Source organism: Nonomuraea sp. NPDC050227 (assembly GCF_044459705.1).
GTDB lineage: Bacteria > Actinomycetota > Actinomycetes > Streptosporangiales > Streptosporangiaceae > Nonomuraea.
Window position 1 is genome coordinate 65,077 of the sequence record NZ_JBITJF010000014.1, and the last position, 25,509, is coordinate 90,585.

Consider the following 25,509-nt stretch of genomic DNA (forward strand, 5'->3'; position numbering starts at 1 on the left):
ACGGCCGGGGGCTCACTGGCGGCCTGCTCAGCCGAAGAGCTGGTGGAGGATCTCCTCCAGCTCGGTGTCGTGCGAGTTGTGCGAACCCGTCGCGGGCGAGCTGTTCGGGGTCCGCGAGACGCGGCGCAGCGACCGGCCGCCGAGCGCCTGCGGGTCTTCGGCCAGCTTCAGCGTCAGGTAGGGCCACGGGCCCATGTTCACCGGCTCGTCCTGGGCCCACACCAGCTCGGCCTGCTGCCCGTAGCGGGCCAGCTCGGCGGTGAGCTCCTCGGTGGGGAACGGGTAGAGCCGCTCAAGACGGACGATCGCGACGTCGTCGCGGCCCGTCTTGTCGCGCTGCGCGGCCAGGTCGTAGTAGAGCTTGCCCGAGACCAGGACGATCCGGGTGACCTTGGCCGGGTCGACCGTGGTGTCGCCGATGACCGGCTGGAAGGTGCCGGTGGTGAAGTCGGACGCCTTCGACGTGGCCGCCTTGTGCCGCAGCAGCGACTTGGGCGTGAAGACCACCATCGGCTTGCGCCGGTTGGACTCCACCTGCCAGCGCAGCAGGTGGAAGTAGTTGGCCGGCGTGGACGGCTGCGCGACCGTCATGTTGTCGAGCGCGCAGACCTGCAGGAACCGTTCGATCCTGGCCGAGGAGTGGTCAGGGCCCTGGCCCTCGTAGCCGTGCGGCAGCAGCAGCACGACGGAGGAGCGCTGGCCCCACTTCTGCTCACCGGACGAGATGAACTCGTCGATGATCGTCTGGGCGCCGTTGACGAAGTCGCCGAACTGCGCCTCCCAGGCCACCAGGGCATCGGGACGCACGACGCTGTAGCCGTACTCGAAGCCCAGCGCCGCGAACTCGCTGAGCAGCGAGTCGTAGACGTAGAACTTCGTGGTGCCCTCGTTGAACTGCTTCAGCGGCGTGTGGTCGGCACCGGTCATCCGGTCGACCAGCACCGCGTGCCGCTGGGTGAACGTGCCGCGCCGGGAGTCCTGGCCGACCAGGCGCACCGGGTGGCCGTCGATCAGCAGCGAGCCGAACGCCAGCGTCTCGCCCATCGCCCAGTCGATCGAGTCGGTCTCGACCATCTGGCCGCGGCGCTGCAGCACCGGCGCCAGGCGCGGGTGCGGCGTGAAGCCCTCGGGCAGGTTGAGCTGGGTGTCGACGATGCGCTTGAGCGTCTCGTCGCTGATCGCCGTCGGCGTGTCGGCGTGGGACCACTTGACGACCTCGGCCGGGGGCACCCGCATGGCGGCCGCCTCCTTGGGCTTCTTGGCCGCCTCGCGCGTCTCGGTGAACGCCTGCTCCAGCTTGGCCTGGTAGTCGCGCAGCGCCGACTCGGCCTCCTCCACCGTGATGTCGCCCCGGCCGATCAGCGCCTCGGTGTAGAGCTTGCGGGTGGAGCGCTTGGCGTCGATCAGGTCGTACATCAGCGGCTGGGTGAAGGCGGGGTTGTCGCCCTCGTTGTGGCCGCGGCGGCGGTAGCAGATGAGGTCGATGACGACGTCCTTGCGGAACGCCTGGCGGTATTCGTAGGCCAGCTGGCCCACGCGCACCACGGCCTCGGGGTCGTCGCCGTTGACGTGGAAGATCGGCGCCTGGATCATCCGCGCGACGTCGGTCGCGTAGACCGACGAGCGGGACGAGGCCGGCGAGGTGGTGAAGCCCACCTGGTTGTTGACCACCACGTGCACGGTGCCGCCGGTGCGGTAGCCGCGCAGCTGCGACAGGTTGAGCGTCTCGGCCACCACGCCCTGGCCGGCGAAGGCCGCGTCGCCGTGGACGAGGACGGGAAGGACGGTGAAGCCCTCCTCGCCGCGCTCCAGGAGGTCCTGCTTGGCGCGGACGACGCCCTCCAGCACCGGGTCGACCGCCTCCAGGTGGGAGGGGTTGGCCACCACGGACGCCGTGATCATCTTGCCGCTCGGGGCGGTGAACTCGCCGCTCGCGCCCAGGTGGTACTTGACGTCGCCGGAGCCGTGGGCGGTGCGCGGGTCGATGTTGCCCTCGAACTCGCCGAAGATCTGCGCGTAGGACTTGCCCACGATGTTGGCCAGCACGTTGAGCCGGCCGCGGTGGGCCATGCCGATGACGACCTCGTCGAGGCCCTCGTCGGCGGCGTCGCTGATCACCGAGTCGAGCAGCGGGATCAGGGACTCGCCGCCCTCCAGCGAGAAGCGCTTCTGGCCGACGAACTTCGTCTGCAGGAACGTCTCGAACGCCTCGGCGGTGTTGAGCCGGGACAGGATGTTGAGCTGCTCGTCGCGCTCGGGCGAGGCGTGCGGCTTCTCCACCCGCGCCTGGATCCAGGCCCGCTCCTCGGGGTTCTGGATGTGCATGTACTCGATGCCGACCGTGCGGCAGTAGGAGTCGCGCAGCACGCCCAGGATCTCGCGGAGCTTCATCAGCGGACGGCCGCCGAAACCGCCCGTGGCGAACTCGCGCTCGAGGTCCCACAGGGTCAGCCCGTGGGACTGGATGTCGAGGTCGGGGTGCTTGCGCTGCTTGTACTCCAGCGGGTCGGTCTCGGCCATCAGGTGGCCGCGCACGCGGTAGGCGTGGATCAGCTCGATGACCCGGGCCGACTTGGCCACGTCGTCGTCGTGCGAGGCCGAGATGTCCTGGACCCAGCGCACCGGCTCGTACGGGATGCGCAGCGCCTCGAAGATCTCGTCGTAGAAGCCGTCCTCGCCGAGCAGCAGCCGGTGGATCTGGCGCAGGAAGTCGCCCGACTGGGCGCCCTGGATGATCCGGTGGTCGTAGGTGCTGGTCAGCGTCATGACCTTGGAGACGGCCAGGCGCGACAGCGTGTCGGGCGAGGCGCCCTGGTACTCGGCCGGGTATTCCATCGCGCCGACGCCGATGATCGTGCCCTGGCCGGGCATCAGGCGCGGAACGGAGTGGACGGTGCCGATCGTGCCGGGGTTGGTCAGCGAGATCGTGGTGCCGGAGAAGTCGTCGACGCCCAGCTTGCCCGCGCGGGCCTTGCGGACGACCTCTTCGTAGGCCACCCAGAACTGGCGGAAGTCCATCTCCTCGGCGCCCTTGATCGAGGGCACGAGGAGCTGGCGCTCACCGTTGCTCTTCTGGACGTCGATCGCCAGGCCGAACCCGACATGCTCGGGCTTGACCAGCGTGGGCTTGCCGTCGACCTCCGTGTAGGAGTAGTTCATCTCCGGCATCGCCTTCAGCGCCTTGACGATCGCGAAGCCGATCAGGTGGGTGAAGGAGATCTTGCCGCCACGCCCCCGCTTGAGGTGATTGTTGATCACGATGCGGTTGTCGATGAGCAGCTTGGCCGGGATGGCCCGGACGCTGGTCGCCGTCGGGACCGTCAGGGACAGGTCCATGTTGGCGGCCGTGCGTGCGGCGGCGCCGCGCAGCTTCACCTCCTCGGCGCCCTTGGGCACCGGGGTGGCCGGCTGCTTCGGCTTCTCGGCTGCCGGAGGCGCCTTCGGGGGCGCCTTGGGAGGTGCGGGCGCGGTCGCAGTGCCGTTCGCCGCCTCCCTGACCGGGGTCCGGCCCGGTCCGTAATCAGGGTTGTAGTCAGCGAAGAAGTTCCACCAGGCCTTGTCGACAGACTCTGGATCTTGAAGGTACTTCTGGTACAGCTCGTCGACAAGCCACTCGTTCTGACCAAAGCTTGCCAGCGGGTTTGTCCGCGACGACTCAGACGACACGGCGGAAATCGCCCTCTTCCGCAGATCGGCGTTGATGTTAGAGAACCTGTCCAAGGCTACTCGCCCGGACCGGCAGCGCGCGCCGAAGAGCACGCGCCGCCTCGAACGATCCTCTCAGGACACGCCGAAGAGGTCACGCCCGCCTAGTCAATCCAGGGAGAGCCGCCATTGTTACTGTTTGGTATCAACGTATGGCCGGCAGGTTTATTTCCCTCCGGGCACGATTCTGCTGGTGATCCGCACCCCGGGTGACAGCTCCTCCAGCAGCTCCGCCAGCTCCTTGCCGGCCTGCTGGAGCTCCTCCATCGACACGGGCTCCAGCCGTTCGAGGAGGAAGATCGCGTTGGTCGTCTCCTCGGTGAGCCGGGTGCGCGCCACCTGACGCCAGTTCCACCGGCGGCAGGTCACGCCGGCGTCGTCGCGCCAGATCACCTCGCCGGGCTCGGGCTGCCCGAGCGCCTCCTCGGAGTGCTCGTCGCCGGTCGCCCGCACCAGCCGGGCCGGGCCCTGGTAGCGGTCGAGGTCCTCGCCGCCGATGGGCAGCGCGTGCTTGACGCTGATCGTGTTGTACGCGTCGACCACCCGGTTGATCTCCGGCAGCGGCATGCGCCGGGTCAGGGCGTCGACCGAGGGCCTGGTGCGCTGCGGCTTGGCGCCGAAGGCGCGGTAGGCGTCCTTCCAGGCGTCGATCTTGTCGGCCTGGACCTCGCACGCCGACGCCTCGGCCAGCCAGGCGCGGGTGCGGTCGTCGGTGGGGCCGTTCCGCAGGCCGTGGGCCAGCATCACCAGTACGGCGAAGTCGGGGCGCAGGGCGAGGACGGCGTCGTCCACGCGGATGTCGTCGAGCATCCGCCCAGTTTAGAAGGTCGGGGAATTCGCAAAAATCACTTTGCAAAAAAGCCTTTGCGGTCTAGGGTCGTGCTCATGGAGGAGCAGTACAGGATCAGTGACCCGCAGGTGCTCAAAGTGGTCGCCCACCCCTTGCGGGTGCGGCTGCTCGGGCTGCTGCGCAGCGACGGCCCGGCCACCGCCAGCGAGCTGGGCCGCAAGGTCGGCGAGAGCTCCGGCTCGACCAGCTACCACCTGCGCGAGCTGTTCAAGTACGGATTCATCGAGGAGGACCCCGACCGGCGCGACGGCCGCGAGCGCCGCTGGCGGGCCCGCCACCGCTACACCTCCTGGGACAACCAGGAGCTGTCCGGCACCCCCGAGGGCCGGGAGGCGGTCCGGATCATGCGCATGCGCCAGGTCGAGGTGCTCGCCCGCGTCAACCGGGACTACGACGAGCGCGAGTGGGCCCCCGAGTGGGTGCGGGCGGCCGGGCTGAGCGACGACATCGTCGAGCTGACCGCGGCCGGGCTGAGGGAGTTCAACGACCGGGCCATGGAGCTGCTGCGCGACCTCGCCGCCCGCTACTCGGGCGACCCCGACGCCCGCCAGGTCAACATCTGGATGGGCGGTTTCCCCCGCGACGATTCCCCCCGCGACGATTCCCCCAGCGACGAGGAGCAGGACCGATGACCGCTCGTTCCGCGTTACGGCGCTACATGCTCGTCAGCTTCCTGACCTGGCTGCCGCTGGGCCTGATGGCCGCCGTCATGGTGCTGCTGATGACCGACAGAGGGCTCAGCCTGACCCAGATCGGCCTGGCGGTGACCGTGTTCTCGGTCGTCACCGTCAGCCTGGAGCTGCCCACGGGCGGCCTGGCCGACGTCATCGGACGGCGGATGGTGCTGGCCGCCTCGGCGGTGTTCACCGCGGCGGCGCTCGCGCTGATGAGCGTCTCGACGACGTTCGGGATGTTCCTCGTCACCTGCGTGATCAAGGGCGTGGCCAGGGCGCTGTCCAGCGGCCCGGCCACCTCCTGGTACGTCGACACCCTGCACGAGCTCGAAGGCGAGGACGCCGACCTCAAGCCGGGCCTGGCGCGCGGCGGCGCGCTGGAGTCGGTGGCCCTGTGCGCCGGGGTGCTGGTCGGCGGCGCCGTGCCGCTGCTGGTGCCGCCTGGGACGATCACGCCGCTGGCCGTGCCGCCGCTGCTGGGGGCCGTCGCGGCCGTCGTCCTGCTGGTCGTGGTGGTGTTCGCGCTGCCCGAGCCGGCCCACGCGCGGCGGTCGCTGGGGAGCGTGCTGCGCGAGGTGCCCTCGACGGTGGTCGGCGGGATCCGGCTGGCCGCCGGGGGAGCGGTGCTGCGCCGCCTGATGCTCGCCGCCGCCGCGTCCGGCGTGCTGCTGATGACGATCGAGCTGCTGACCCCCGGCCGCCTGGCCGAGCTGGCCGGCACGTCCGAGCGCGGCAGCCTGGCCTACGCCGTCGTGGCGGCCCTGGGATACGCCGCCAGCGCCACGGGCAGCGCGATCGCGCCCCGCGTGGCGCGCGTGGCGGGCGGCTCGGCCCGCGGCGCGGCCATGGGCGCGGTGTTCTGCGCGCTGTCGGTCGGCTCGCTGGCCGCCACCGCCGGGCTGGACGGCGTGCCCGGCCTGGTGACGGCCGGGCTGGCCTACCTCGTCATGTTCGCCGGGCTGTCGGTGACCGGGCTGCTCTGCCTGGAGATGCAGCACAACGCGGTCTCCGCCGCCGAGCGCACCACGGTCACCTCGACGTCCTCGCTCTCGCTCCAGGCGGGCGGGGTGCTGGCCAACTCCACGCTCGGCGTCCTGGCCGGGCAGGCGGGCGCGTCGGCCGCCTGGTGGGTGGCCTCCGGGGTGGTGCTGGCCTCGGCGCTGCTGTTCGTCGCGATGCCGAGGCCGGGGGTCACAGGCTCCAGTCGAGTTCCGGTCCTACCGGAACGATCCTGCTCGGGTTGATGTTCGTCTGGGTCATGTAGTAGTGGCGTCTGATGTGGTCGAAGTCCGTGGTGTCGCGGAATGCGGGGATCGCGTAGAGCCGGCGGGTGTACGCCCACAACGCCGGATAGTCGGTCAGCCGCCTGATCGAGCACTTGAAGTGGCCGTGGTAGACCGTGTCGAACCTGACCAGCGTGGTGAACAGCCGCACATCGCTGTCGGTGAGCGTGCCGAAGAGGAACTCCGACTCGGCCAGGCGCACCTCCAGCAGGTCGAGCGTGGTGAACACGCGGGCGACCGCCTCCTCGTACGCCTGCTGCCCGCGGGCGAAGCCGGCCTCGTAGACCGCGTTGTTGAGACCGTGGTAGAGGCGGTCGTTCATGATGTCGATGTCCGGGCGCAGGCGTTCGGGGTACAGGTCGGGCGCGCTGCCCCACGACGTCTCCAGATCGAGGGTGATCTGCGGGAAGTCGTTGGTGACCAGGCGTTCCTCCCGGCTGTCCCAGATGCACGGCACGGTGTAGCGGCCCGTGTAGCCCGGTTCGGTCGCGTGGTAGAGCTCCGACAGGTACGGCGGGTCGCCGTCGGGGATCCGCCAGCCCTTCTCGTCGCGGATGGGGTCGACGATCGTGACGTCCAGCAGGTCCTCCAGGCGGAGCAGGGCGCGGACGATCAGCACGCGCTGTGCCCACGGGCAGGCGTAGGAGGCGTAGAGCCGGTAGCGGCCGGGCTCGGGCGGCCCGAGCCGTTCGGTGAAGCGGTTCGGCTGCCGGACGAAGCGGCCATCGTCTGAGATCTCGCGGCTCAGCTTCATGACCCCTAGTAGAACATGATTCGGGACCAGAACTATATTCGGGGCCATGGCTAAGTTCGTGGTGACTCCTTCCAGCGTGGCCCAGCGTGAGGCGTGGATGAGCGGGGCGGTTCCCGAGGTCGAGCGGGTCCGGCCGGGGCTGTGGTCGATCCCGGTGCCCATCCCGGTCAACCCGCTGCGGTACGTGCTGGTCTACGCCCTCGAACTGCCCGACGGCGTGGCCATCGTGGACGCCGGATGGAACACCGACGAGGCCTACGACGCCCTGGCCGCCGGGCTGGCCGTGGCCGGCTACGGGATCGCCGACGTCAGGGCCGTCCTGGTCACCCACCTGCACCCCGACCACTACGGCCTGGCCGGACGCGTCCGCGAGGCGTCGGGCGCCTGGATCGGGCTGCACCCGGCCGACGCGAACCTCGTGCGCGAGCGGTACGACGACGCCGCCATCGACTCGCTCGTCCAGCGGGAGCGGGCCCTGCTCCGGCGCTCCGGCGTGCCCGACCTGAGCCTGGACGAGCTGGCCGGGGCCTCCATGATGATCAGGCACATGGTCACGATGGCCCGTCCCGACCGGCTGATCGAGGACGGCGAGAAGCTCGACCTGCCCGGCTGGGACCTGCGGGCCGTCTGGACCCCCGGCCACACGCCCGGCCACCTGTGCTTCGTCTCGCCGGAGCGCAGGCTGCTGCTCTCCGGCGACCACGTGCTGGCGAAGATCACCCCGATCGTGGCCGTGCACCCCCAGTCGGGCCCCGACCCGCTGGCCGACTACCTCGGCTCGCTGGCCGCCGTCCGCGAGCTGGAGGTGGACGAGGTGCTGCCCGGCCACGAGTACCGCTTCCTGGAGCTGGCCGGACGCGTCGACCACGTGCTGGCGCACCACGACGAGCGGCTGGCCGAGATCGAACGGGTCGTCGGCGAGGACGACGGCGTGACCTGCTGGGACGTCGCCACTCGGCTGAGCTGGTCGCGCCCCTGGGAGACGATCCCGCCGTTCATGCGCCGGGCGGCCAACAACGAGACGCTGGCCCACCTGGTATGGCTGGCCGGACGGGGCAGGGTACGCCGGGAGGAGGGCGAGCCCGAGCTCTGGAGACGCGCCTGAGCCGGTCGGTTATCGTACTCCTACCAGAATGTTGTTCTCTTGCTCTGGAGGTTCGATGCTTCGGTTCGATGACAGGGTCGCGATCATCACGGGCGCCGGACACGGCCTCGGCAGGGCGCACGCGCTCCTGCTCGCCGAGCGGGGCGCCAAGGTCGTGGTCAACGACCTCGGCGGCGCGCTCGACGGCACCGGCGCCTCCACCGGCCCCGCCGCCGAGGTGGTCGAGCTCATCACCAAGAACGGCGGCCAGGCCGTCGCCAACGCCGACAACGTCGCCACCCCCGAGGGCGCCAGGGCGCTCGTGCAGACGGCCGTCGACGCGTTCGGCGGGGTCGACATCGTCGTCAACAACGCGGGCATCCTGCGGGACAAGTCGTTCGGGAAGATGACCGTCGAGGACTTCGACGGCGTGCTGGCCGTGCACGTGCGCGGGTCGTACCTGGTCAGCCAGGCCGCCTACCCGCTGATGAAGGAGGCCGGGTACGGCCGCGTCGTCAACACCTCCAGCCCGGCCGGCCTGTTCGGCAACTTCGGCCAGGCCAACTACTCCACCGCCAAGATGGGCCTGGTCGGGCTGACCAAGACGCTGGCCATCGAGGGCGCGCGCAACGGCATCAAGGCCAACGCCATCGCCCCCATCGCCTGGACCAGGATGACCGAGGCGCTGCTGCCGGCCGAGTTCGAGGCCAAGTTCACGCCCGAGCGGGTGAGCGCGCTGGTCGCCTACCTCGTGCACGACTCGTGCGAGTCGAGCGGGGAGGTGTTCACCGTCGGCGGCGGGCGGGTGGCCCGCGTGTTCGTGGCTGAGGGGCCCGGCTGGAAGGCCGACGACCTCACCCCCGAGGCGATCGCCGACAACTGGGGCTCGGTGATGGCCGAGCAGCCGTACGTGCTGACGGCCGGCGACTCGATGAAGGCCATGCTCTAGCGCCGGAGCCTGCCGGAAGCCGGTCATCGCCCGCCGGGGCGGTGGCCGGCTTCCGCGCGTTCGGGAGGGTTCCGGCGAACGTCTCATGCCAGGCTTTGTTCGATCTTCGGCATAAGTCCGCGAGGTTCGGTCGAACCAGACTCTTGATTTGCCGCATGAGTGATCTTATTGTTCCCGCATGACCCCCCAGCCGGGCTCGGCTGCCGACGTCCTGACGCTCATCAGCGCCGGATCGGCGACCACCCGATCCGATCTCGCGCGCCTCACCGGACTGGCCAGATCCACGATCTCCCAGCGGGTCGACGCGCTCATCGAGCGCGGCCTCGTCGAGGAGACCGAGAGCGGCGAGTCCACCGGCGGCCGTCCCCCGCGCCAGCTCCGCCTGCACACCGAGGAGCACGCCTTCGCCGGCGTCGACCTCGGCGCCACCCACTGCCGGGTCGCGCTCATGGACCTGACCGGCGGGCTGCTGGCCGAGTGCGAAGACCCCCTGGAGATCGGCGAGGGCCCTGACAAGGTGCTCGCCCACGTCGACCAGCGGCTCGACCGGCTGCTCGGCGAGGCCGGACGGCCCCGCGCCGCGCTGCGCGCCATGGGCATCGGCGTGCCCGGCCCGGTGGAGTTCGCCACCGGCCGCCCCAACAACCCGCCGATCATGCCCGGCTGGAACGACTACCCCGTCCCCGAGTACTTCGACGGCATCCAGGTGCTGGTCGACAACGACGTCAACGTCATGGCGCTCGGCGAGCACCGCAACGCCTTCGCCGGCACCAGCCACCTGCTGTTCGTCAAGGTCGGCACCGGCATCGGCTGCGGCATCGTGGCCGACGGCAAGCTCCACAGAGGAGCCCAGGGCTCGGCCGGCGACATCGGGCACATCCGCGTCAGCGGCCACGACGACGCCGGCTGCCGCTGCGGCAACAGCGCCTGCCTGGAGGCCGTGGCCGGCGGCGCCGCCATCGCCCGCCGGCTCGCCGAGCTGGGGCTGGCCGCCGAGACCGGCGCCGACGTCGTCGCGCTCGTCCAGGCGGGCAACACCCAGGCGCTGCGGCTGGTCAGGGAGGCCGGCCGGCTCATCGGCGAGGTGCTGGCCGGCCTGGTCAACTTCTTCAACCCCGAGGTCATCGTCATCGGCGGCGCGCTGTCCCGCGTCCACGAGCACCTCCTGGCCGGCGTCAGGGAGACCATCTACCGCCGGTCGCTGCCGCTGGCCACCCACCACCTGTCCATCACCCCGAGCCGCACCGGGATCAACGCCGCCGCTCTCGGGGCGGGCCTGCTCGCCATCGAGCACTACCTGTCACCGGACAACATCAACCGCATCGTCAACGCCTGAAGGGGACCCCCGATGCTGGTCATGAAGGGCATCGTCAAGCAGTTCCCCGGCGTGCGCGCGCTCGACGGGGTCGATCTCGACGTACGGGCGGGCGAGGTCCACTGCCTGCTCGGCCAGAACGGCGCGGGCAAATCCACCCTGATCAAGGTGCTGGCCGGCGTCCACCAGCCCGACGAGGGCACGATCGTCTTCAACGACGCGCCCGTCCGGCCCACCAGCCCCAACGACGCCATCCGGCTCGGCTTCGCCACCATCTACCAGGAACTCGACCTGGTCGACGGCCTCAGCGTCGCCGAGAACATCTTCCTCGGCCACGAGCACGCCCGCTTCGGGTTCGTCAACCGCCAGGCCGGCCGCCGGGCCGCCCGCGAGGTGCTGGAACGCCTCGGCCACGGCGAGATCCGCCCCTCCACCGAGGTCGGACGGCTCTCACCGGCCGCCAAACAGGTCGTCTCGATGGCCCGCGCCCTCTCCCACGACGCCCGCCTGATCATCATGGACGAGCCGTCGGCCGCCCTGGCCCACGACGAGGTCGCCAACCTGTTCCGCATCATCCGCGAGCTCACCGCCCAGGGCGTGGCCGTCGTCTACATCTCCCACCGGCTGGAGGAGATCCGCGAGATCGGCGACCGCGTCACCGTGCTCAAGGACGGGCGCACCGTCGCCGTCGGCCTGCCCGCCCGCGACACGCCCACCGCCCGCATCGTCTCCCTCATGACCGGCCGCAACGTCGAGTACGTCTTCCCGCCCCGCCCCACCCGGCCGCCCGGCGAGGAGGTGCTGCGCGTGGAGAACCTGACCGCGCCCGGCGTCTTCGCCGACGTCTCCTTCTCCGTGCGCGCCGGGGAGATCGTCGGACTGGCCGGGCTCGTCGGCAGCGGACGCTCCGAGATCCTGGAGGCCGTCTACGGAGCCCGGCCCGCCTCCGGCCGCGTCACGCTCGCCGGCCGCCCGGCCCGCCGCCGCGTGACCGGCGCCGTCCGGCAGGGCATGGGCCTGGCCCCCGAGGAACGCAAGGCCCAGGCCTTGCTGCTCGACCAGAGCGTCACCGCCAACATCACGCTCGGCACCCTGCCGCAGTTCGCCAGGTTCGGCTGGATCGACCGCGGCCGCGAACGGGCCGAGGCCGCCCGCCTGGCCCAGCTCCTCGACATCCGCCCGCCCGACCCCGAACGCCCGATCAGGACCCTGTCGGGCGGCAACCAGCAGAAGGCCGTGCTCGCCCGCTGGCTGCTCGGCGGACGCAGACTGCTGCTGCTCGACGAGCCCACCCGCGGCGTCGACGTCGGCGCCCGCGCCGAGTTGTACGCCGTCATCCGCGACCTGGCCGACCAGGGCATCGGCGTGCTGCTGGTCTCCAGCGAGGTGCCCGAGGTGCTGGGGCTGGCCGACCGGGTGCTCGTGCTGCGCGAGGGCGCCGTCATCCACGAGGGCGAGGCGGCCGGCCTGGACGAGCACCGCGTACTGGACATGATCATGGATGGGAGGGCCGCGTGATGAGCGAGCCCATAGAGGCGCCCGAACGACCCGCCGCCGGGGTCGCCCGGCCGAGACCGTCCCTGCTGAACGGGGTCGCCGAGATCCGCCACCTCGGCCTGCTGGGCGCGCTGGCGCTGCTCGTGGTCGTCGGCCTGGTCACCCGGTTCGACAACTTCGCCACCACCTCCAACCTGGTCAGCATCCTGGCCCTGGCCGCCACGATCGGCGTGATCACCGTCGGGGCCACCTTCGTGATCATCGGCGGCGGCATCGACCTGTCCGTCGGCGCCGTCATGGCCCTCGCCTCGGTCTGGGCGACCACGCTGGCCACCCAGTCGTACGGGCCGGTGGTGATGGCCGTCTGCGCGATCCTCGTCGGCACCGGGGCCGGGCTGGTCAACGGGCTGCTGATCGCCTACGGGCGGATGGTGCCGTTCATCGCCACCCTGGCCATGCTGGTGGCCGCCCGCGGCCTGGCCCAGCGCATGTCCGACAGGAAGACGCAGCTCATCCAGGTCGAGGGCATCGTGCAGCTGTCCACCACGCGGCTGCTCGGCATCCCGCTGCTGGTCTACGTGTTCGCCCTGGTCGTGGTGCTGGGGTGGATCGTCCTGAACCGCACCACGTTCGGCCGCCGCACGTACGCGGTCGGGGGCAACCCCGAGGCGGCCAGGCTGGCCGGCATCGACGTACGCAGGCACACGATGCTCCTGTACGCCCTGTCCGGCTTCTGCTGCGGCGTCGCCGCGATCCTCATCATGGCCCGTACGACGACAGGCTCGTCCACCCACGGCGACCTGTACGAGCTCGACGCCATCGCCGCCGTCATCATCGGCGGCACCCTGCTCACCGGAGGCCGGGGCACGATCATCGGCTCGATCCTGGGCCTGCTGATCTTCACCCTCATCACGAACCTGTTCATCCTCAACGGGCTCAACACCAGCGACCAGCTGATCGCCAAGGGCCTGATCATCGTCGTCGCCGTCCTTCTCCAGCGGCGGAACCTGAAAGCGAGAGCATCATGAGTGAGAACGTCGCGCGCAGGGGATTCCTCGTCGGCGGGGCTGTGCTGTTAGCGGCGGGTTGCACCAGCAACGAGCCGGCGGCCGCTCCCTCGTCGGCGGCGCCCGCGCCCGCCCCCGCCGCGAGCGGCAACGACGAACCCGGCCAGAAGGTGACGATCGGCTTCTCCGCGCCGGCCGCCGACCACGGCTGGATCGCGGCCATCGCCAAGAACGCCGAGAGCGCGGCCAAGCAGTACGGCGACGTCGACTTCAAGGCCGTCGAGCCGACCAACGACATCAACCAGCAGATCTCCGCCGTCGAGTCGCTGATCGCGGCCAAGGTGAACGCCCTGGTCATCCTGCCGAACGACGGCCAGCAGCTGAACCAGGTCGCGCTGCAGGCGACGCAGGCGGGCATCCCGGTCATCAACCTCGACCGGGTGTTCCCCGACAAGCTGGCCTACCGGACGTGGATCGGCGGCGACAACTACGGCATGGGCGTCGCGGCCGGGCACTACATCGGCAAGCAGCTCAAGGACAAGGGCGTCGCGAACCCGGTGATCGTCGAGATCCAGGGCATCGCCACGCTGCCGCTGACCCAGGACCGCAGCAAGGGCTTCGCCGACGCGCTGAAGACGTACGGGTTCAGCGTCACGGCCAAGCAGGACGCCAAGTTCACCGTCGAGACCGGCAACCAGGTGGCGACCTCGCTGCTGCAGGCGCACAAGAAGATCGACGCCCTGTGGAACCACGACGACGACCAGGGCGTCGGCGTGCTGGCCGCCATCAAGGAGGCCAACCGCGACGAGTTCGTCATGGTGGGCGGCGCGGGCTCGCTGAACGCCATGAAGGAGATCCAGGCCGGCACGTCGGTGCTCAAGGCCACCGTCACCTACAGCCCGACGATGGCCTCCTCGGCGATCAGGCTCGCCAGGTTGATCGCGCAGGGCAAGGGCATGAGTGACCTCGTGGAGAATCAGGTTCCCCAGTCGATCACCCTCGCGTCGGAGACGATCACCAAGGAGAACGTCGACAAGTATCTGGCGCTCGGATTCGAATCCTGATCGGGGGTTGCATGTCAGACAAGACCACCATCGGCGTGGGCATGATCGGCTACGCGTTCATGGGCCGCGTCCACTCCCAGGCCTGGCGGAGCGTCGGCGCGTTCTTCGACCTGCCGCTCGCGCCGCGCATGGCGGTGCTGGCGGGCCGGTCGAAGGAGCAGACCGCCGCCGCGGCCGCCCGGCTCGGCTGGGCCGACGTCGAGACGGACTGGCGGGAGCTGGTCCGGCGGGACGACGTGCAGATCGTCGACATCTGCACGCCGGGCGACTCGCACGCCGAGATCGCGATCGCCGCGTTGCGCGCCGGCAAGCACGTGATCTGTGAGAAACCGCTGGCCAACACCGTCGCCGAGGCCGAGGCCATGGTCGCGGCGGCGGCCGCGGCGCCGGGCAGGAGCATGGTGGCCTTCAACTACCGGCGGGTCCCGGCGGTCGCCCTGGCCCGCCGGTACGTCGAGGAGGGCAGGCTCGGCGAGATCCGGCACGTACGCGCCCAGTACCTCCAGGACTGGATCGTGGACCCGGAGTTCCCGCTGGTGTGGCGGTTGCAGAAGGACAAGGCGGGCGCGGGGGCGCTCGGCGACATCGGCTCGCACATCGTGGACGCCGCCGAGTTCGTCACCGGCCAGCGCGTGGCGGGCGTGTCGGGGCTGACGGAGACGTTCGTCAAGGAGCGTCCGCTGGCGGGGGAGTCGGCGGGGCTGGGCGGGTCCCGCACGGAGGAGCGGGGGACGGTCACCGTCGACGACGCCGCGCTGTTCATCGGCCGGATGTCGGGCGGCGCGCTGGCCTCCTTCGAGGCCACCAGGTTCGCGACCGGGCGCAAGAACGCGATGCGCATCGAGGTCAACGGGCAGCTCGGCAGCCTGGCGTTCGACTTCGAGTCCATGAACGAGCTGTGGTTCAGCGAGGGCGGGGGCGGGTTCGAGCGGATCCTGGTGACCGAGCCCGACCATCCCTACGTGGGGGCGTGGTGGCCGCCGGGGCACGGGCTCGGCTACGAGCACACCTTCACCCACGAGATCAAGGACTTCCTGGAGGCCGTCGCGACCGGCACCGACCCTTCGCCGTCGTTCGCCGACGGGCTGCGGGTGCAGCGCGTGCTGGCGGCGGTGGAGGCGAGCGCGGCCGACGGCGGCCGGTACACCCCTGTGGAGGACTGATGAGACCAGTAACGCTGTTCACCGGGCAGTGGGCGGACCTGCCGTTCGAGGAGGTGTGCAGGCTGGCGGCCGAATGGGGCTACGACGGCCTGGAGATCGCCTGCTCGGGCGACCACTTCGACGTGGCGCAGGCGGTGGCGGACCCGTCGTACGTGGAGCAGAAGCGCGCCCAGCTCGACAAGCACGGCCTGAAGGTGTGGACGATCTCCAACCACCTCGTCGGCCAGGCCGTCTGCGACCATCCGATCGACGAGCGGCACAAGGCGATCCTGCCGGCGCGCATCTGGGGCTCGGGCGACCCGGAGTCGGTGCGGCGGGCCGCGGCCGAGGACATGAAGGACACCGCGCGGGCGGCGGCGGCGCTCGGCGTGGACACGGTGGTGGGGTTCACCGGGTCGTCGATCTGGCACACCGTGGCCATGTTCCCGCCGGTGCCGGCGTCGATGGTGGAGGCCGGCTACCAGGACTTCGCCGACCGCTGGAACCCGATCCTCGACGTGTTCGACGAGGTCGGGGTGCGCTTCGCGCACGAGATCCACCCGAGCGAGATCGCCTACGACTACTACACGACGCAGCGGACGCTGGAGGCGATCGGGCATCGTCCGGCGTTCGGGCTGAACTGGGACCCGTCGCACATGGTGTGGCAGGACCTCGACCCGGTGGCGTTCATCCTCGACTTCAAGGACCGGATCTACCACGTCGACTGCAAGGACACCCGGGTCCGGATCGGCGACGGACGCAAGGGGCGGCTGTCGTCGCACCTGCCGTGGGCGGACATGCGGCGGGGATGGGACTTCGTCTCCACCGGGCGCGGTGACGTGCCCTGGGAGGACTGCTTCCGGGCGCTCAACTCGATCGGGTACGACGGGCCGATCTCGATCGAGTGGGAGGACGCGGGGATGGACCGGCTGGACGGCGCCCGCGAGGCGCTGGGGTACATCCGGCGGCTGAACTCCATCACGCCGCCCGCCACGGCCTTCGACGCGGCCTTCTCCACCACGTAGGACCACGTAGGACCACGTAGGGCCTGCTGGTCACGGGCCGGGCGACCGCGCGTCCGGCCCGTGCCGGACGTCCGGGGCGGGCCGGCGGGCGGTCATCAGCCCGACGATCATGATCAACCCGCAGACGAGGAACGGCCAGCCGTAGGGCCGTCGTGGCGCCCAGCCGTCGAAGGTGGTCGCCACCCCCACCAGCGTGACGGCCGCCGCCGCGAGCCATCCGAGTGCCCGCCCGGCCACGCGGGCGCGCAGCCACGCCAGCAGGATCGCCAGGACGATCCCCGGCCAGGCCATGAGGACGAAGTCCCAGAGGTGGGCGGGCCCCGGCGCGTGGGCGCGGAGCGCGCCGTTCAGCGGGCCGGCGGCGAGGTAGAGCGGGAAGGCCATGACGGCCATGGCCAGGTCGCCGTACAGGCCGTCGCCCAGGCGGCCGTCCTGGGTCAGCCAGGTCAGCGTCAGCACCGCGGCGGCGTACGCGAACGCCGCCGACAGTTTCTGGACCCTGGCGATGGCTGCGATCATCGGACGCCTTCCCCTGCCACGTCACCGCTCCGGCGGTCCCACGGTAGAGCGCCCGGCGGGCCGTGGCCGGGCCCATGGGAAACCCTTGCCGGAACCGGTCAGGACCCTGGCGGAGCGGGTGACGGGCCGTCACCGTCCTTGGCGCACGCCGGCGCGTCCGCCGCCGCGCCGCCGGGGTCCTGCGGGACGCCCAGCTCGACGCAGCAGTGACCCGGCCGCGGGATCAGGGTGGCCTGGACGGCCGGGGCGCCGAGGCCGTCGAGGAACCCGGCCAGGAACGCGTGGTTGATGCCGCAGACCAGCTCGGGGGCCTTGGCGGCCAGGGGATGGAAGGGGCAGTTGCGCAGCCGGACCAGGGTCGGCGTGTCGCGGCTGGGCTCGAAACCGTGACGTTCCAGGACCTGCTGGGCGCAGGTCAGCGCGCGCTCGGGGCCGAGCCGGGCGCCGCGCAGCCCGGCGCTCTCGCCGGGCGTCTCGGCCAGCACGGCGTCGAGCAGGATGTCGGCGAGCAGGACGGGTTCGCGCGGGGGGATGCTGACCTGGACGTCGAGGTCGGAGGGTTCGTACACCTTGGGGGCGCGGCCGACGCGGCGCAGCCCGCCCGGCTGTTCGTAGCGGGTGGCGAGCAGCCCGGCGTCCACCAGTTTGTCCAGGTGGAAGGCGGCGAGCTTGCGGGAGATCCCGACGCTCTGGGCCGCCTCGTCGCGGGTGACGGCCCGCCCGGCGCGGTTCAACCTGGCGGTCACCGCCGGGTACGCGGCCGGGTTCGCCTGGCGGCTGGGCGACGGGCCGCCGGGGGCCGTGCCGGTGGGGCAGATCGTGCTGTCGGCGGTGTGCCTGGCCGTGCTCGCGGTGTCGGGCTACCTGGGCGGCAAGCTCGCCTTCCGCTACGGCGTCCGGGTCGCCGGCGAGGACACCCAGGCCGAGGGGTTCACCACCGGCCCGCCACGGTGAGGCGCCGCCTTCGGACACCCGCCATCTGACATACGAACGGCTCATCCTGGAAAGAAGGAAGATCGTGGAGATCGCGGCACTGATCACCTGGCTCGTCACCGCCGTCGGCGGCTTCTACATGCTCGGCACCTGGATCGCCCGCGGCGGCGTGGCCCAGCAGAAGGCCGGCGAGTCCCGGCTGCCCGCGCCGGTGCTCTTCGGGCACTTCCTGCTCGCCGCGGCGGGCCTGGTCGTGTGGATCATCCACCTGTCCGCCGACGCCCATGGACTGGCCTGGCTCGCGTTCGGGCTGCTCGTGCCGGTCGCGCTGCTCGGGTTCGTCATGCTGGCGCGGTGGATCCCGGTCCATCGGGCGCGCGTCGCCCGGCTCGGCTCCGGCGCGGCGGCGGCCGGCTCGCCGGTTCCGGCCGAACGGCACTTCCCCGTCGCGGTGGTGGCGGGTCATGGGCTGTTCGCGGTCGTGACCGTCGTCCTGGTGCTGCTCACCGCGCTCGGCGTGGGCGGGAGCTGACGTGCGCCGCGATCACCACGCCCTTCGCCCAGGAACAGGACAGAAAGAGGAGATCCGACCATGCCTGCACCCGCGACCATCGTGATCGCCGGCGGCGGCCTCGCCGCCGCCAAGGCCGCAGAGGCCCTGCGCGGCGAGGGCTTCGACGGCCGGCTCGTGCTGGTCGGCAGGGAGACGCACCTGCCGTACGAGCGGCCGCCGCTGTCCAAGGACTACCTCCAGGGCGCCGGCGAACGCGACAAGATCTTCGTCCACGACCGTTCCTGGTACGACGAGCACGACGTCGAGCTGCGGCTGGGCGTCGAGGTCACCGGCATCGACCCGGCCGGCCACCGGGTCACCCTGAGCGACGGCGAGCAGCTCGGCTACGACCGGCTGCTGCTGGCCACCGGCTCCCGGCCGCGCCGCCCGGACCTCCCCGGGGCCGACCGGCCCGAGGTGCTGTACCTGCGTACCGTCGACGACAGCGAACGCCTGCGCGCCACCCTGGCCGGCGCCGGCCGCGTCGCGATCCTCGGGGCCGGCTGGATCGGCCTGGAGGTGGCCGCCGCCGCCCGCGCCGCGGGGGCCGAGGTCACCGTGATCGAGACGGCGTCCGCGCCGCTGCTGCGCGTGCTGGGGCCGCACGTCGCCCAGGTGTTCACCGCGCTGCACCGCGAGCACGGCGTGAACTTCCTCTTCGACGCCCGTCCCGCCGAGATCACCGGCTCCGGGGTCCTGCTCGCCGACGGCGCCCACGTCGAGGCGGACGTCGTCGTGGCCGGCGTCGGCGCCGAACCGGACACCGACCTCGCGCGGGCCGCCGGGCTGACCGTCGAGGACGGCGTCAAGGTGGGGGCCGACCTGCGCACGTCCGACCCCGACATCTTCGCGGCCGGCGACATCGCCAACGCCTACCATCCGCTGCTGGGCCGCCACGTCCGGGTCGAGCACTGGGCGAACGCGCTCAACCAGCCCGCCACCGCCGCTCGCGCGATGCTCGGGCGGCCCGGCGACTACGACAACCTGCCTTATTTCTTTACCGACCAGTACGACCTGGGCATGGAGTACGTCGGCCACGTCCCGCCCGGCCGCACGCCCGACGTCGTGGTCCGCGGCGACCTGGACGCCCGCGAGTTCATCGCCTTCTGGCTGGACGAGCAGGACAGGGTGCTGGCCGCGATGAACGTCAACATCTGGGACGTCACCGACCACACCCAGGCGCTCATCCGGTCCCGCAAGCCCGTGGACCGGGCCGCGCTCGCCGACCCCGGCACCCCTCTCGACCAGCTCCTGCCCTCCTGACGCCGGATGCGGCACGGGACGGTCCGTCCCGTGCCGCACCGGAGGAGGGTCAGCGCACGACGCGGCAGACCAGGGCGTCGGAGGTGCCGCGCAGCGCGGACATCACCACGTCCGTGGTGAGGAACTTGCAGGCCAGGTACGGGTCGCCGGAGCCCGCGTACGTCATCGGACCGGGGCCGCCGGTGTAGCAGCGCAGGCCGCCGGACTCGTAGAAGCCGATCCACGAGGACGAGCTGACCTTGGCGTGACAGTAGTCGCCGATCGAGACCGGCCCGAAGGTCACGTCCACGACGGCCGCCTGGGCGGGCGCGGCGAGGGCGAGCAGGCCGGCGGCGGCGAGGGAGAGCAGGGCGAGGCCGCGACGAAGCATGGATACTCCTTGGGGGGTGGTGGGCACTCAACCCGGAGTATCCGTTAGGAAACTTTCCTTAGCAATGCCTTGGCGGCGGGTGTGCGACCGGTCCGGCCGATCGCGGCCCGACGTGCCCGGGGCCGGAGAGCGGAAGCCCGTTCTCCGGCCCCGGGCCGGGGTCAGTCCATGATGACGATCTGGCGGAGCACCTCGCCGCCGCGCAGGGCCGCGACGGCGTCGTTCAGGTCGCCGAGCCGGATGCGGGCGCTGATCAGCGATTCCAGGTCGAGCTGTCCGGCCTTGTGGAGCTTGGCGAAGTAGGGGAAGTCATGCCGCACGTCGGCCTCGCCGTACAGGCTGGACAGCAGTCTCTTGCCCTCGAACAGCAGGCTGAAGGCGGAGATGGAGACCATGTCGTCCACCGCGCCGGCGCCCACCACGATGACGTCGCCGCCCGCCCGGGTGAGCTGCCAGGCGCTCTGGATGGTCGCCGACTTGCCGACGACCTCGAAGCCGTAGTCGAAGCCGCTGCCGCCGGTCAGCTCGTTCAGGGCCTCGGGGACCTGCTCGGGCGTGATCGCGTGCGTCGCGCCGACCTTCTTGGCCAGGGCGTGCTTGGACTCCAGCGGGTCGACGGCGAGGATCGTCCTGGCGCCGGAGACGCGGGCGCCCTGGATGACCGACAGGCCCACGCCGCCGCAGCCGATCACCACGACCGTGGAGCCGGGACGCACCTTGGCGGTGTTGATCGCGGCGCCCACGCCGGTCGTGATGCCGCAGCCGATCAGCGCCGCCGCCTCCCACGACACGTCGTCGTCGATCTTGATCGCGCCCTGCCAGGGCACGATGACCTCCTCGGCCCAGGTGCCGCAGCCCGCCATGCCGAACGCCGTCGCGTTGTCGCCGCCGAAGCGGAAGTTGCCCTTGCTGAAGGACTCGATGACGTACTTCATGCACATGTACGGCTGCCCGCCCACGCACAGGTCGCAGGACTGGCAGGCCGGCCGCCAGCTGATCACGACGTGGTCGCCCGGCGCGACCGAGGTGACGTGCTCGCCCACCTCGACCACCTCGCCCGCGCCCTCGTGGCCCGGGATCAGCGGCACCGGCTGCGGAAGCACGCCGGACATGGCCGACAGGTCCGAGTGGCACACGCCCGTGGCTCTGATCCGTACGCGGACATCGGTCGGCCCGACGGGGGCCAGGGTGATGTCGTCGCGGATGTCCAGCTTGTCGTTGCCTACGGCGTGCAGGATCGCGGCGCGCATGGGGTTTCTCCTCCGGCTACGGCTAGTCCTCTAGCGACAGGGCGGCTTTCGGGCAGGACCTGACCGCGCTGCGGACGCGGTCCTGCATCTCGGGGGGTGGTTCGGGGAGCAGGATGTGCAGCTGGTCGTCGTCGTCCACCTCGAAGACCTCGGGGGCGAGCCCCATGCACACGGCGTTGGCCTCGCAGACCAGTTCATCGACCTTGACCTTCATGTGAGCCTCCTGTGATCCCATGAGACCACTTTGGTGCGCTCGACGACGTAGGCGATGCGTTTTCCGCCGGTCTGCTCGACGTAGGGGGTGAGCAGGTCGTCCGGCACGCCCGGCGTCATCCTGCGCGCGATCATCATGCCGATGGCGAGCACCCGGTCCCGGTCGTCCACCTGCTCGGCCACGCCGTACACCAGGACGCCGCGGAGCTGGTCGTAGTCGTCGCCCGCCTCGACCAGGCAGCTCACCCGCGGGTCGCGGGCCAGGTTGCGGGCCTTCTGCGCCTTGCCGTACGTCCAGAAGGCGATGCGGCCCTCGTCCAGCCCGTAGAACATGGTCACCAGGTGCGGTGTCCCGTCGGGATTGATGGTCGCGAGCTGGACCTTGCGCGAACCCTCCAGGAACGCCGTGACCTCGTCGTCGGACATCGCGATGCGAGCGCGCTGATTCACGTGCCAAGTAGAACAGGTTCCAAAGAAGCACGGCAAGAGGTCCCTGGAATGTTGTTCGGTTCGGCTAGGGTGCATGCCTATGACGATGCCGCCGGAGCTGCTGCAGGCAGCGGAGCACGCCAAGGGATTCATGCCGCCGAAGGAGGGTCTGGCCCTGTTCGAGGCGGCCTGCCGGTACGGCGGCCTGGGGCCGCTCTGCGAGATCGGCACCTACTGCGGCAAGTCGGCGATCTACCTCGGCGCGGCGGCCCGGCACACCGGCTCGGTGGTCGTCACCGTCGACCACCACCGGGGCTCGGAGGAGATCCAGCCCGGCTGGGCCCACCACGACCCGGCCCTGATGGACCCGCGCTTCGGGCGGATGGACTCCCTGCCCTTCTTCCGCGCCGCCATCGCCGCCGCCGGGCTGGAGGAGGAGGTGATCGCCGTCGTCGGGCGGTCCGACCGGGTGGCCGCGTTGTGGAACACGCCGCTCGGCCTGCTCTTCATCGACGGCGGCCACTCCGAGGAGCCGGTGACCCGCGACTACGAGGGCTGGGCGCCGCACGTCATGGAGGGCGGCGCGCTGGTCTTCCACGACATCTATCCCGACCCGGCCGACGGCGGGCAGGCCCCCTACCGGGTCTACCTGCGGGCCCTTGAGTCGGGCGCCTTCCGCGAGGTGTCGGCCGAGGGCTCGCTGCGCGTGCTCGAACGCGTCGGGCGGGGCGTCTAGCGCCGGTGGCGGCGGTTCCACGACCGGCGGGTGTGGGCCTGCCAGTGCTGGAAGTCCTCGTGGGTGTGGGCGTCGTGGCCGAGGGCCAGCAGCGCCTGGTCGGTCCAGGCGGCCGCCTCGTCGGGCGCGGCGTCGGCCAGGATCGGCACGGCCAGCCGCGCGTGGTCCGGCAGCGCCCCCGACCGCAGCCGCGCCGTGACCGCGAAGGCGCAGCCCTGGGCCAGGTGGGCGCGGAAGCCGTCGGCGCCGGCGTGCTCGGTCAGCCACCACAGCTCGTCGCTGTCGGCGCCGCCCGTGTACGTGGCCGCGAACCCCACGCCGCTCCACAGGTCGGCCCGCCGGCTCGCCGGAAAGCCCGCGATGCGCGCGCCGACGTCGTCCGGCGAGGCGCAGTCGTGGTACCACAGCAGCCGGCCGAGGCCCTGGTCGAAGACCGCGCAGTGGGCGCGGGTGAGCAGGTCGGGCATGCTCCTGCGGCCCACCATGCGGTCCGCGCGCGACAGGCTCCACTGGAAGCCGAACCCGTCCACGGCCAGCCAGCGCATCAGCGGGTGCGCCCGCCGCGCGCCCCAGACCGGACGCAGCCGCAGCAGCGCGTAGCCGCGTCCGGCGCCGACGTACGCGGCGTGGCGGTGATGCTGGGCGGGGCCGGCCAGTAGCTCGTGAAGGCGCCGGCCCCGGGTCAAAGTGAGCAGGTCGAGCACGGTGCAGGCGGCCGCCGCGCCCTCGTGGCCGAACGGCCGCTGCTCGGGTGAGAGGTCTTCGATCTTCTCGACTTCCCGCGACATGACCGCGTTGAAGCCGAACACGTACGACTGCTCGGAATCCGTGAAGACCGTCCGGGGAGCGCCGGGGCGCAGCCGGAACCTGCGCCGGCCCAGATCGGACTCCGAAGGATCCTTGGTCAGAAACCTCCGCAGCCCCCTCGCCGGGGACAGTGTCGGCTCGATCCTGACCTGGTCCAAGAACGCTGTTGTGCCCGTGTCGCCCACGCTTCCCCCGAAGACGCCTCCTACGGCCAGACACGAAGCTAGTAACCCCATTGCGCCGTTCACCGGCGGCGCACCGGATGTCCCCGGCAAAGAACCCGCAAAAGCCCTTGCGCCGACGATGCGCGGGATCAGCCGGGAGGCGCCGACCTGAACGACTGACGCTCCACGCACCCGCACGCCTCCGGATCCGACACCGACGTGCCCGCGATGTCGCGGAACAGCCCGGAACCGGGGGACAGGCGCTGCAGCGCGTCCGCGGCGAGGATGGCCGCGGCCGCGGTGTAGCCGGAGCGCTCGTGCGGGAAGTGCTTGCGGTTGACGAACTGCCAGCCGGTCCAGTACGAGCCGTCCTCGTGGCGCAGGTGCTGCACGTCGGCGAAGAGCGCGGCGGCCCGCGTACGGTCGCCCATGGCGTCCAGGGCCAGCACCAGCTCGCACGTCTCGGCCCCGGTCACCCACGGCTGGTCGGACACGCACCGGATGCCGAGCCCCGGCACCACGAACGTGGACCACTCGCGCTCCAGCAGCTCGACCGCCTGCCGCCCGCGCACCGCGCCGCCCAGCACCGGGTAGTACCAGTCCATCGAGAACCGGCTCTTGTCGGCGAACGCCTCCGGGTGCGCCGACAACACGTGGGCCAGCCGGTCGGCGGCCAGCTCCCAGTGCGGCTGCGGGTCGCCCAGATGGTCGGCGAGCAGCACGCCGCAGCGCAGGCCCTGGTGGATCGAGGAGCACCCGGTCAGCAGCGCGTACGCCGCCGCCCGGCCGTGGGCGTCCCGCTCCCAGACGATCTCGCCCCGCTCGGTCTGCAGGCCCACCACGTAGTCGAGCGCGGCCTTGACCATGGGCCAGTGGCGCTCGGCGTGCTCGCGGTCGCCGGTGACGAGAAGGTGGTGCCAGACGCCGGCGGCGACGTAGGCGGCGTGGTTGGACTCGCCGCCCGCCTCGGTGGCCACGCCGTCCAGCAGCTTCATCGGCCAGGAGCCGTCGGGGCGCTGGTGGCGGGCCAGCCACTCCCAGCCGCGCCGCACCGGCTCGGTCAGCCCGGCCACGGACATGCCCATCAGGCACTCGACGTGGTTCCACGCGTCCACGTGCCCCTCGGGCCAGGGCACGCCGCCGTCGTCCTGCTGGATGGCCGCGATGCTGAGGGCCGTGCGGACGACCTCCTCGCGGGAGATCATGGCTTCTTGACGTAGAGGACCACGCTCTTGCCGATGAGCGGGTTGAGCAGCGCCTCGGCGATCCTGGTGGCGGCCGGGCGCTTCATGATGTCCCACACCAGCAGCTCGTGGTACGCCTTGGCGACCGGGTGGTCGTCGTTGTTGACGCCCACCGCGCACTTGATCCACCAGTACGGCGCGTGCAGGCCGTGGGCGTGGTGGTGCGGGCCGATCTCGAAGCCGACGGACTTGAGCTTGGCCGACAGCTCGGCCAGCGTGTAGATCCGCACGTGGCCGCCGGGGGCGGTGTGGTAGTCCTCGTCCAGGGCCCAGCAGATGCGCTCGGGCAGGAAGCTCGGCACGGTGATCGCCGCGGTGCCGCCCGGCTTGAGCACGCGGAAGATCTCCCGCATGGCGGTCATGTCGTCGGGGATGTGCTCCAGCACCTCGGCCGCGATGACCCGGTCGAAGCCGCCGTCCTCGAACGGCATGTCCAGCGCCGTGCCCTGGACGGTCTCGCCGGTCGCGCCCAGCGGCACCTCGCCCGCCTTGTCCATCGCCACGAACATGGCCGCCACGTTGTCCAGCTCGGCCTGGTCCATGTCGAAGGCGACGACGTCGGCGCCCTGGCGCAGCACCTCGAAGGCGTGCCTGCCGCCGCCGCAGCCCAGGTCGAGCACGCGCACGCCGGGGCCCACGGGGAGCCGGTCGAAGTCCACGGTCAGCACTTTGTCGCTTC

The 25,509-nt window shown here is 71.3% G+C and carries 26 protein-coding genes; 14 read left to right on the forward strand and 12 right to left on the reverse strand.

The window, feature by feature from the left end:
- Positions 1-27: 27 nt before the first annotated feature.
- Positions 28-3,666 carry a multifunctional oxoglutarate decarboxylase/oxoglutarate dehydrogenase thiamine pyrophosphate-binding subunit/dihydrolipoyllysine-residue succinyltransferase subunit gene (locus ACIBK9_RS41720; protein WP_397164424.1) on the reverse strand — a complete coding sequence of 1,213 codons (3,639 nt, stop codon included), beginning with the start codon at positions 3,664-3,666 and terminating at the stop codon, positions 28-30.
- A gap of 204 nt (positions 3,667-3,870) precedes the next feature.
- Positions 3,871-4,515: a B3/4 domain-containing protein gene (locus ACIBK9_RS41725; protein ID WP_397164425.1), complete on the reverse strand. Its 645-nt coding sequence runs from the start codon at positions 4,513-4,515 to the stop codon at positions 3,871-3,873.
- A 75-nt stretch (positions 4,516-4,590) separates the two neighbouring features.
- On the opposite strand from ACIBK9_RS41725, the gene ACIBK9_RS41730 reads away from it, so the two are divergent.
- Positions 4,591-5,187 carry a winged helix-turn-helix domain-containing protein gene (locus tag ACIBK9_RS41730; protein WP_397164427.1) on the forward strand — a complete coding sequence of 199 codons (597 nt, stop codon included), beginning with the start codon at positions 4,591-4,593 and terminating at the stop codon, positions 5,185-5,187.
- Positions 5,184-6,473 carry an MFS transporter gene (locus ACIBK9_RS41735; RefSeq protein WP_397164429.1) on the forward strand — a complete coding sequence of 430 codons (1,290 nt, stop codon included), beginning with the start codon at positions 5,184-5,186 and terminating at the stop codon, positions 6,471-6,473. The genes ACIBK9_RS41730 and ACIBK9_RS41735 overlap by 4 nt, the downstream gene beginning before the upstream one ends.
- Here the strand turns inward: ACIBK9_RS41735 and ACIBK9_RS41740 are convergent.
- Positions 6,421-7,266, reverse strand: coding sequence for a glutathione S-transferase C-terminal domain-containing protein (locus ACIBK9_RS41740; protein ID WP_358288903.1), 846 nt, complete (start codon positions 7,264-7,266; stop codon positions 6,421-6,423). The two genes, ACIBK9_RS41735 and ACIBK9_RS41740, sit on opposite strands and share 53 nt — an antisense overlap.
- 46 nt (positions 7,267-7,312) lie before the next feature.
- Between ACIBK9_RS41740 and ACIBK9_RS41745 the strand changes: the two genes are divergently transcribed.
- The 8 genes from ACIBK9_RS41745 to ACIBK9_RS41780 all read left to right on the forward strand — a co-directional run bounded on the left by ACIBK9_RS41745 (position 7,313) and on the right by ACIBK9_RS41780 (position 16,349).
- Positions 7,313-8,371 carry an MBL fold metallo-hydrolase gene (locus tag ACIBK9_RS41745; RefSeq protein WP_397164431.1) on the forward strand — a complete coding sequence of 353 codons (1,059 nt, stop codon included), beginning with the start codon at positions 7,313-7,315 and terminating at the stop codon, positions 8,369-8,371.
- A 55-nt stretch (positions 8,372-8,426) separates the two neighbouring features.
- The gene (locus ACIBK9_RS41750; RefSeq protein ID WP_397164433.1) at positions 8,427-9,299 is read left to right on the forward strand and encodes an SDR family oxidoreductase; all 873 of its coding nucleotides are present in this window, start codon (positions 8,427-8,429) and stop codon (positions 9,297-9,299) included.
- A gap of 178 nt (positions 9,300-9,477) precedes the next feature.
- Positions 9,478-10,635 carry an ROK family transcriptional regulator gene (locus ACIBK9_RS41755; RefSeq protein WP_358288897.1) on the forward strand — a complete coding sequence of 386 codons (1,158 nt, stop codon included), beginning with the start codon at positions 9,478-9,480 and terminating at the stop codon, positions 10,633-10,635.
- A 12-nt stretch (positions 10,636-10,647) separates the two neighbouring features.
- Positions 10,648-12,132 carry a sugar ABC transporter ATP-binding protein gene (locus ACIBK9_RS41760; protein WP_397164435.1) on the forward strand — a complete coding sequence of 495 codons (1,485 nt, stop codon included), beginning with the start codon at positions 10,648-10,650 and terminating at the stop codon, positions 12,130-12,132.
- Positions 12,132-13,139: an ABC transporter permease gene (locus ACIBK9_RS41765; RefSeq protein WP_397164437.1), complete on the forward strand. Its 1,008-nt coding sequence runs from the start codon at positions 12,132-12,134 to the stop codon at positions 13,137-13,139. The genes ACIBK9_RS41760 and ACIBK9_RS41765 overlap by 1 nt, the downstream gene beginning before the upstream one ends.
- Positions 13,136-14,182, forward strand: a complete 1,047-nt coding sequence (locus ACIBK9_RS41770; RefSeq protein ID WP_357984925.1) for an ABC transporter substrate-binding protein — start codon at positions 13,136-13,138, stop codon at positions 14,180-14,182. Before ACIBK9_RS41765 ends, ACIBK9_RS41770 begins: the two co-directional genes overlap by 4 nt.
- A gap of 11 nt (positions 14,183-14,193) precedes the next feature.
- The gene (locus tag ACIBK9_RS41775) at positions 14,194-15,345 is read left to right on the forward strand and encodes a Gfo/Idh/MocA family oxidoreductase (protein WP_364330765.1); all 1,152 of its coding nucleotides are present in this window, start codon (positions 14,194-14,196) and stop codon (positions 15,343-15,345) included.
- Complete coding sequence (locus tag ACIBK9_RS41780) at positions 15,342-16,349, forward strand: sugar phosphate isomerase/epimerase family protein (RefSeq protein ID WP_352323548.1); 1,008 nt, start codon at positions 15,342-15,344, stop codon at positions 16,347-16,349. Before ACIBK9_RS41775 ends, ACIBK9_RS41780 begins: the two co-directional genes overlap by 4 nt.
- Before the next feature lie 30 nt (positions 16,350-16,379).
- Here the strand turns inward: ACIBK9_RS41780 and ACIBK9_RS41785 are convergent, their stop codons facing one another.
- Both ACIBK9_RS41785 and ACIBK9_RS41790 read right to left on the reverse strand, forming a co-directional pair.
- Positions 16,380-16,868 carry a hypothetical protein gene (locus tag ACIBK9_RS41785; protein WP_397164439.1) on the reverse strand — a complete coding sequence of 163 codons (489 nt, stop codon included), beginning with the start codon at positions 16,866-16,868 and terminating at the stop codon, positions 16,380-16,382.
- Between the two features lie 98 nt (positions 16,869-16,966).
- A complete protein-coding gene (locus ACIBK9_RS41790) occupies positions 16,967-17,614 on the reverse strand; it encodes a helix-turn-helix transcriptional regulator (protein ID WP_397164441.1) in 648 nt (215 codons plus the stop codon).
- On the opposite strand from ACIBK9_RS41790, the gene ACIBK9_RS41795 reads away from it, so the two are divergent.
- From ACIBK9_RS41795 to ACIBK9_RS41805, 3 genes are all read left to right on the forward strand, one after another.
- A complete protein-coding gene (locus ACIBK9_RS41795) occupies positions 17,577-17,822 on the forward strand; it encodes a DUF2231 domain-containing protein (RefSeq protein ID WP_397164443.1) in 246 nt (81 codons plus the stop codon). The two genes, ACIBK9_RS41790 and ACIBK9_RS41795, sit on opposite strands and share 38 nt — an antisense overlap.
- 64 nt (positions 17,823-17,886) lie before the next feature.
- Entirely contained in the window at positions 17,887-18,333 is a 447-nt protein-coding gene (locus ACIBK9_RS41800) for a hypothetical protein (protein WP_397164445.1), read from the forward strand.
- 60 nt (positions 18,334-18,393) lie between these two features.
- Positions 18,394-19,617, forward strand: coding sequence for an NAD(P)/FAD-dependent oxidoreductase (locus tag ACIBK9_RS41805; protein WP_397164447.1), 1,224 nt, complete (start codon positions 18,394-18,396; stop codon positions 19,615-19,617).
- 49 nt (positions 19,618-19,666) lie between these two features.
- Here the strand turns inward: ACIBK9_RS41805 and ACIBK9_RS41810 are convergent, their stop codons facing one another.
- The 4 genes from ACIBK9_RS41810 to ACIBK9_RS41825 form a co-directional block, all read right to left on the reverse strand.
- Positions 19,667-19,987, reverse strand: coding sequence for a hypothetical protein (locus ACIBK9_RS41810; RefSeq protein ID WP_397164449.1), 321 nt, complete (start codon positions 19,985-19,987; stop codon positions 19,667-19,669).
- A 161-nt stretch (positions 19,988-20,148) separates the two neighbouring features.
- A complete protein-coding gene (locus ACIBK9_RS41815; RefSeq protein ID WP_358288864.1) occupies positions 20,149-21,237 on the reverse strand; it encodes a Zn-dependent alcohol dehydrogenase in 1,089 nt (362 codons plus the stop codon).
- 22 nt (positions 21,238-21,259) lie between these two features.
- Positions 21,260-21,451 carry a ferredoxin gene (locus ACIBK9_RS41820; protein WP_352324009.1) on the reverse strand — a complete coding sequence of 64 codons (192 nt, stop codon included), beginning with the start codon at positions 21,449-21,451 and terminating at the stop codon, positions 21,260-21,262.
- A complete protein-coding gene (locus tag ACIBK9_RS41825) occupies positions 21,448-21,900 on the reverse strand; it encodes a pyridoxamine 5'-phosphate oxidase family protein (RefSeq protein WP_397164450.1) in 453 nt (150 codons plus the stop codon). The genes ACIBK9_RS41820 and ACIBK9_RS41825 overlap by 4 nt, the downstream gene beginning before the upstream one ends.
- A gap of 85 nt (positions 21,901-21,985) precedes the next feature.
- Between ACIBK9_RS41825 and ACIBK9_RS41830 the strand changes: the two genes are divergently transcribed.
- Complete coding sequence (locus ACIBK9_RS41830) at positions 21,986-22,615, forward strand: class I SAM-dependent methyltransferase (RefSeq protein ID WP_364330959.1); 630 nt, start codon at positions 21,986-21,988, stop codon at positions 22,613-22,615.
- Here the strand turns inward: ACIBK9_RS41830 and ACIBK9_RS41835 are convergent.
- From ACIBK9_RS41835 to ACIBK9_RS41845, 3 genes are all read right to left on the reverse strand, one after another.
- Positions 22,612-23,580 (reverse strand): DUF1702 family protein, encoded by a 969-nt coding sequence (locus ACIBK9_RS41835; RefSeq protein WP_397164452.1) that lies wholly within the window; start codon positions 23,578-23,580, stop codon positions 22,612-22,614. The two genes, ACIBK9_RS41830 and ACIBK9_RS41835, sit on opposite strands and share 4 nt — an antisense overlap.
- A gap of 155 nt (positions 23,581-23,735) precedes the next feature.
- On the reverse strand, positions 23,736-24,791 hold the full coding sequence (locus ACIBK9_RS41840; RefSeq protein WP_397164454.1) for a prenyltransferase: 1,056 nt from the start codon (positions 24,789-24,791) through the stop codon (positions 23,736-23,738).
- Positions 24,788-25,498 carry a methyltransferase domain-containing protein gene (locus tag ACIBK9_RS41845; protein WP_352324013.1) on the reverse strand — a complete coding sequence of 237 codons (711 nt, stop codon included), beginning with the start codon at positions 25,496-25,498 and terminating at the stop codon, positions 24,788-24,790. The genes ACIBK9_RS41840 and ACIBK9_RS41845 overlap by 4 nt, the downstream gene beginning before the upstream one ends.
- Positions 25,499-25,509: the final 11 nt, after the last annotated feature.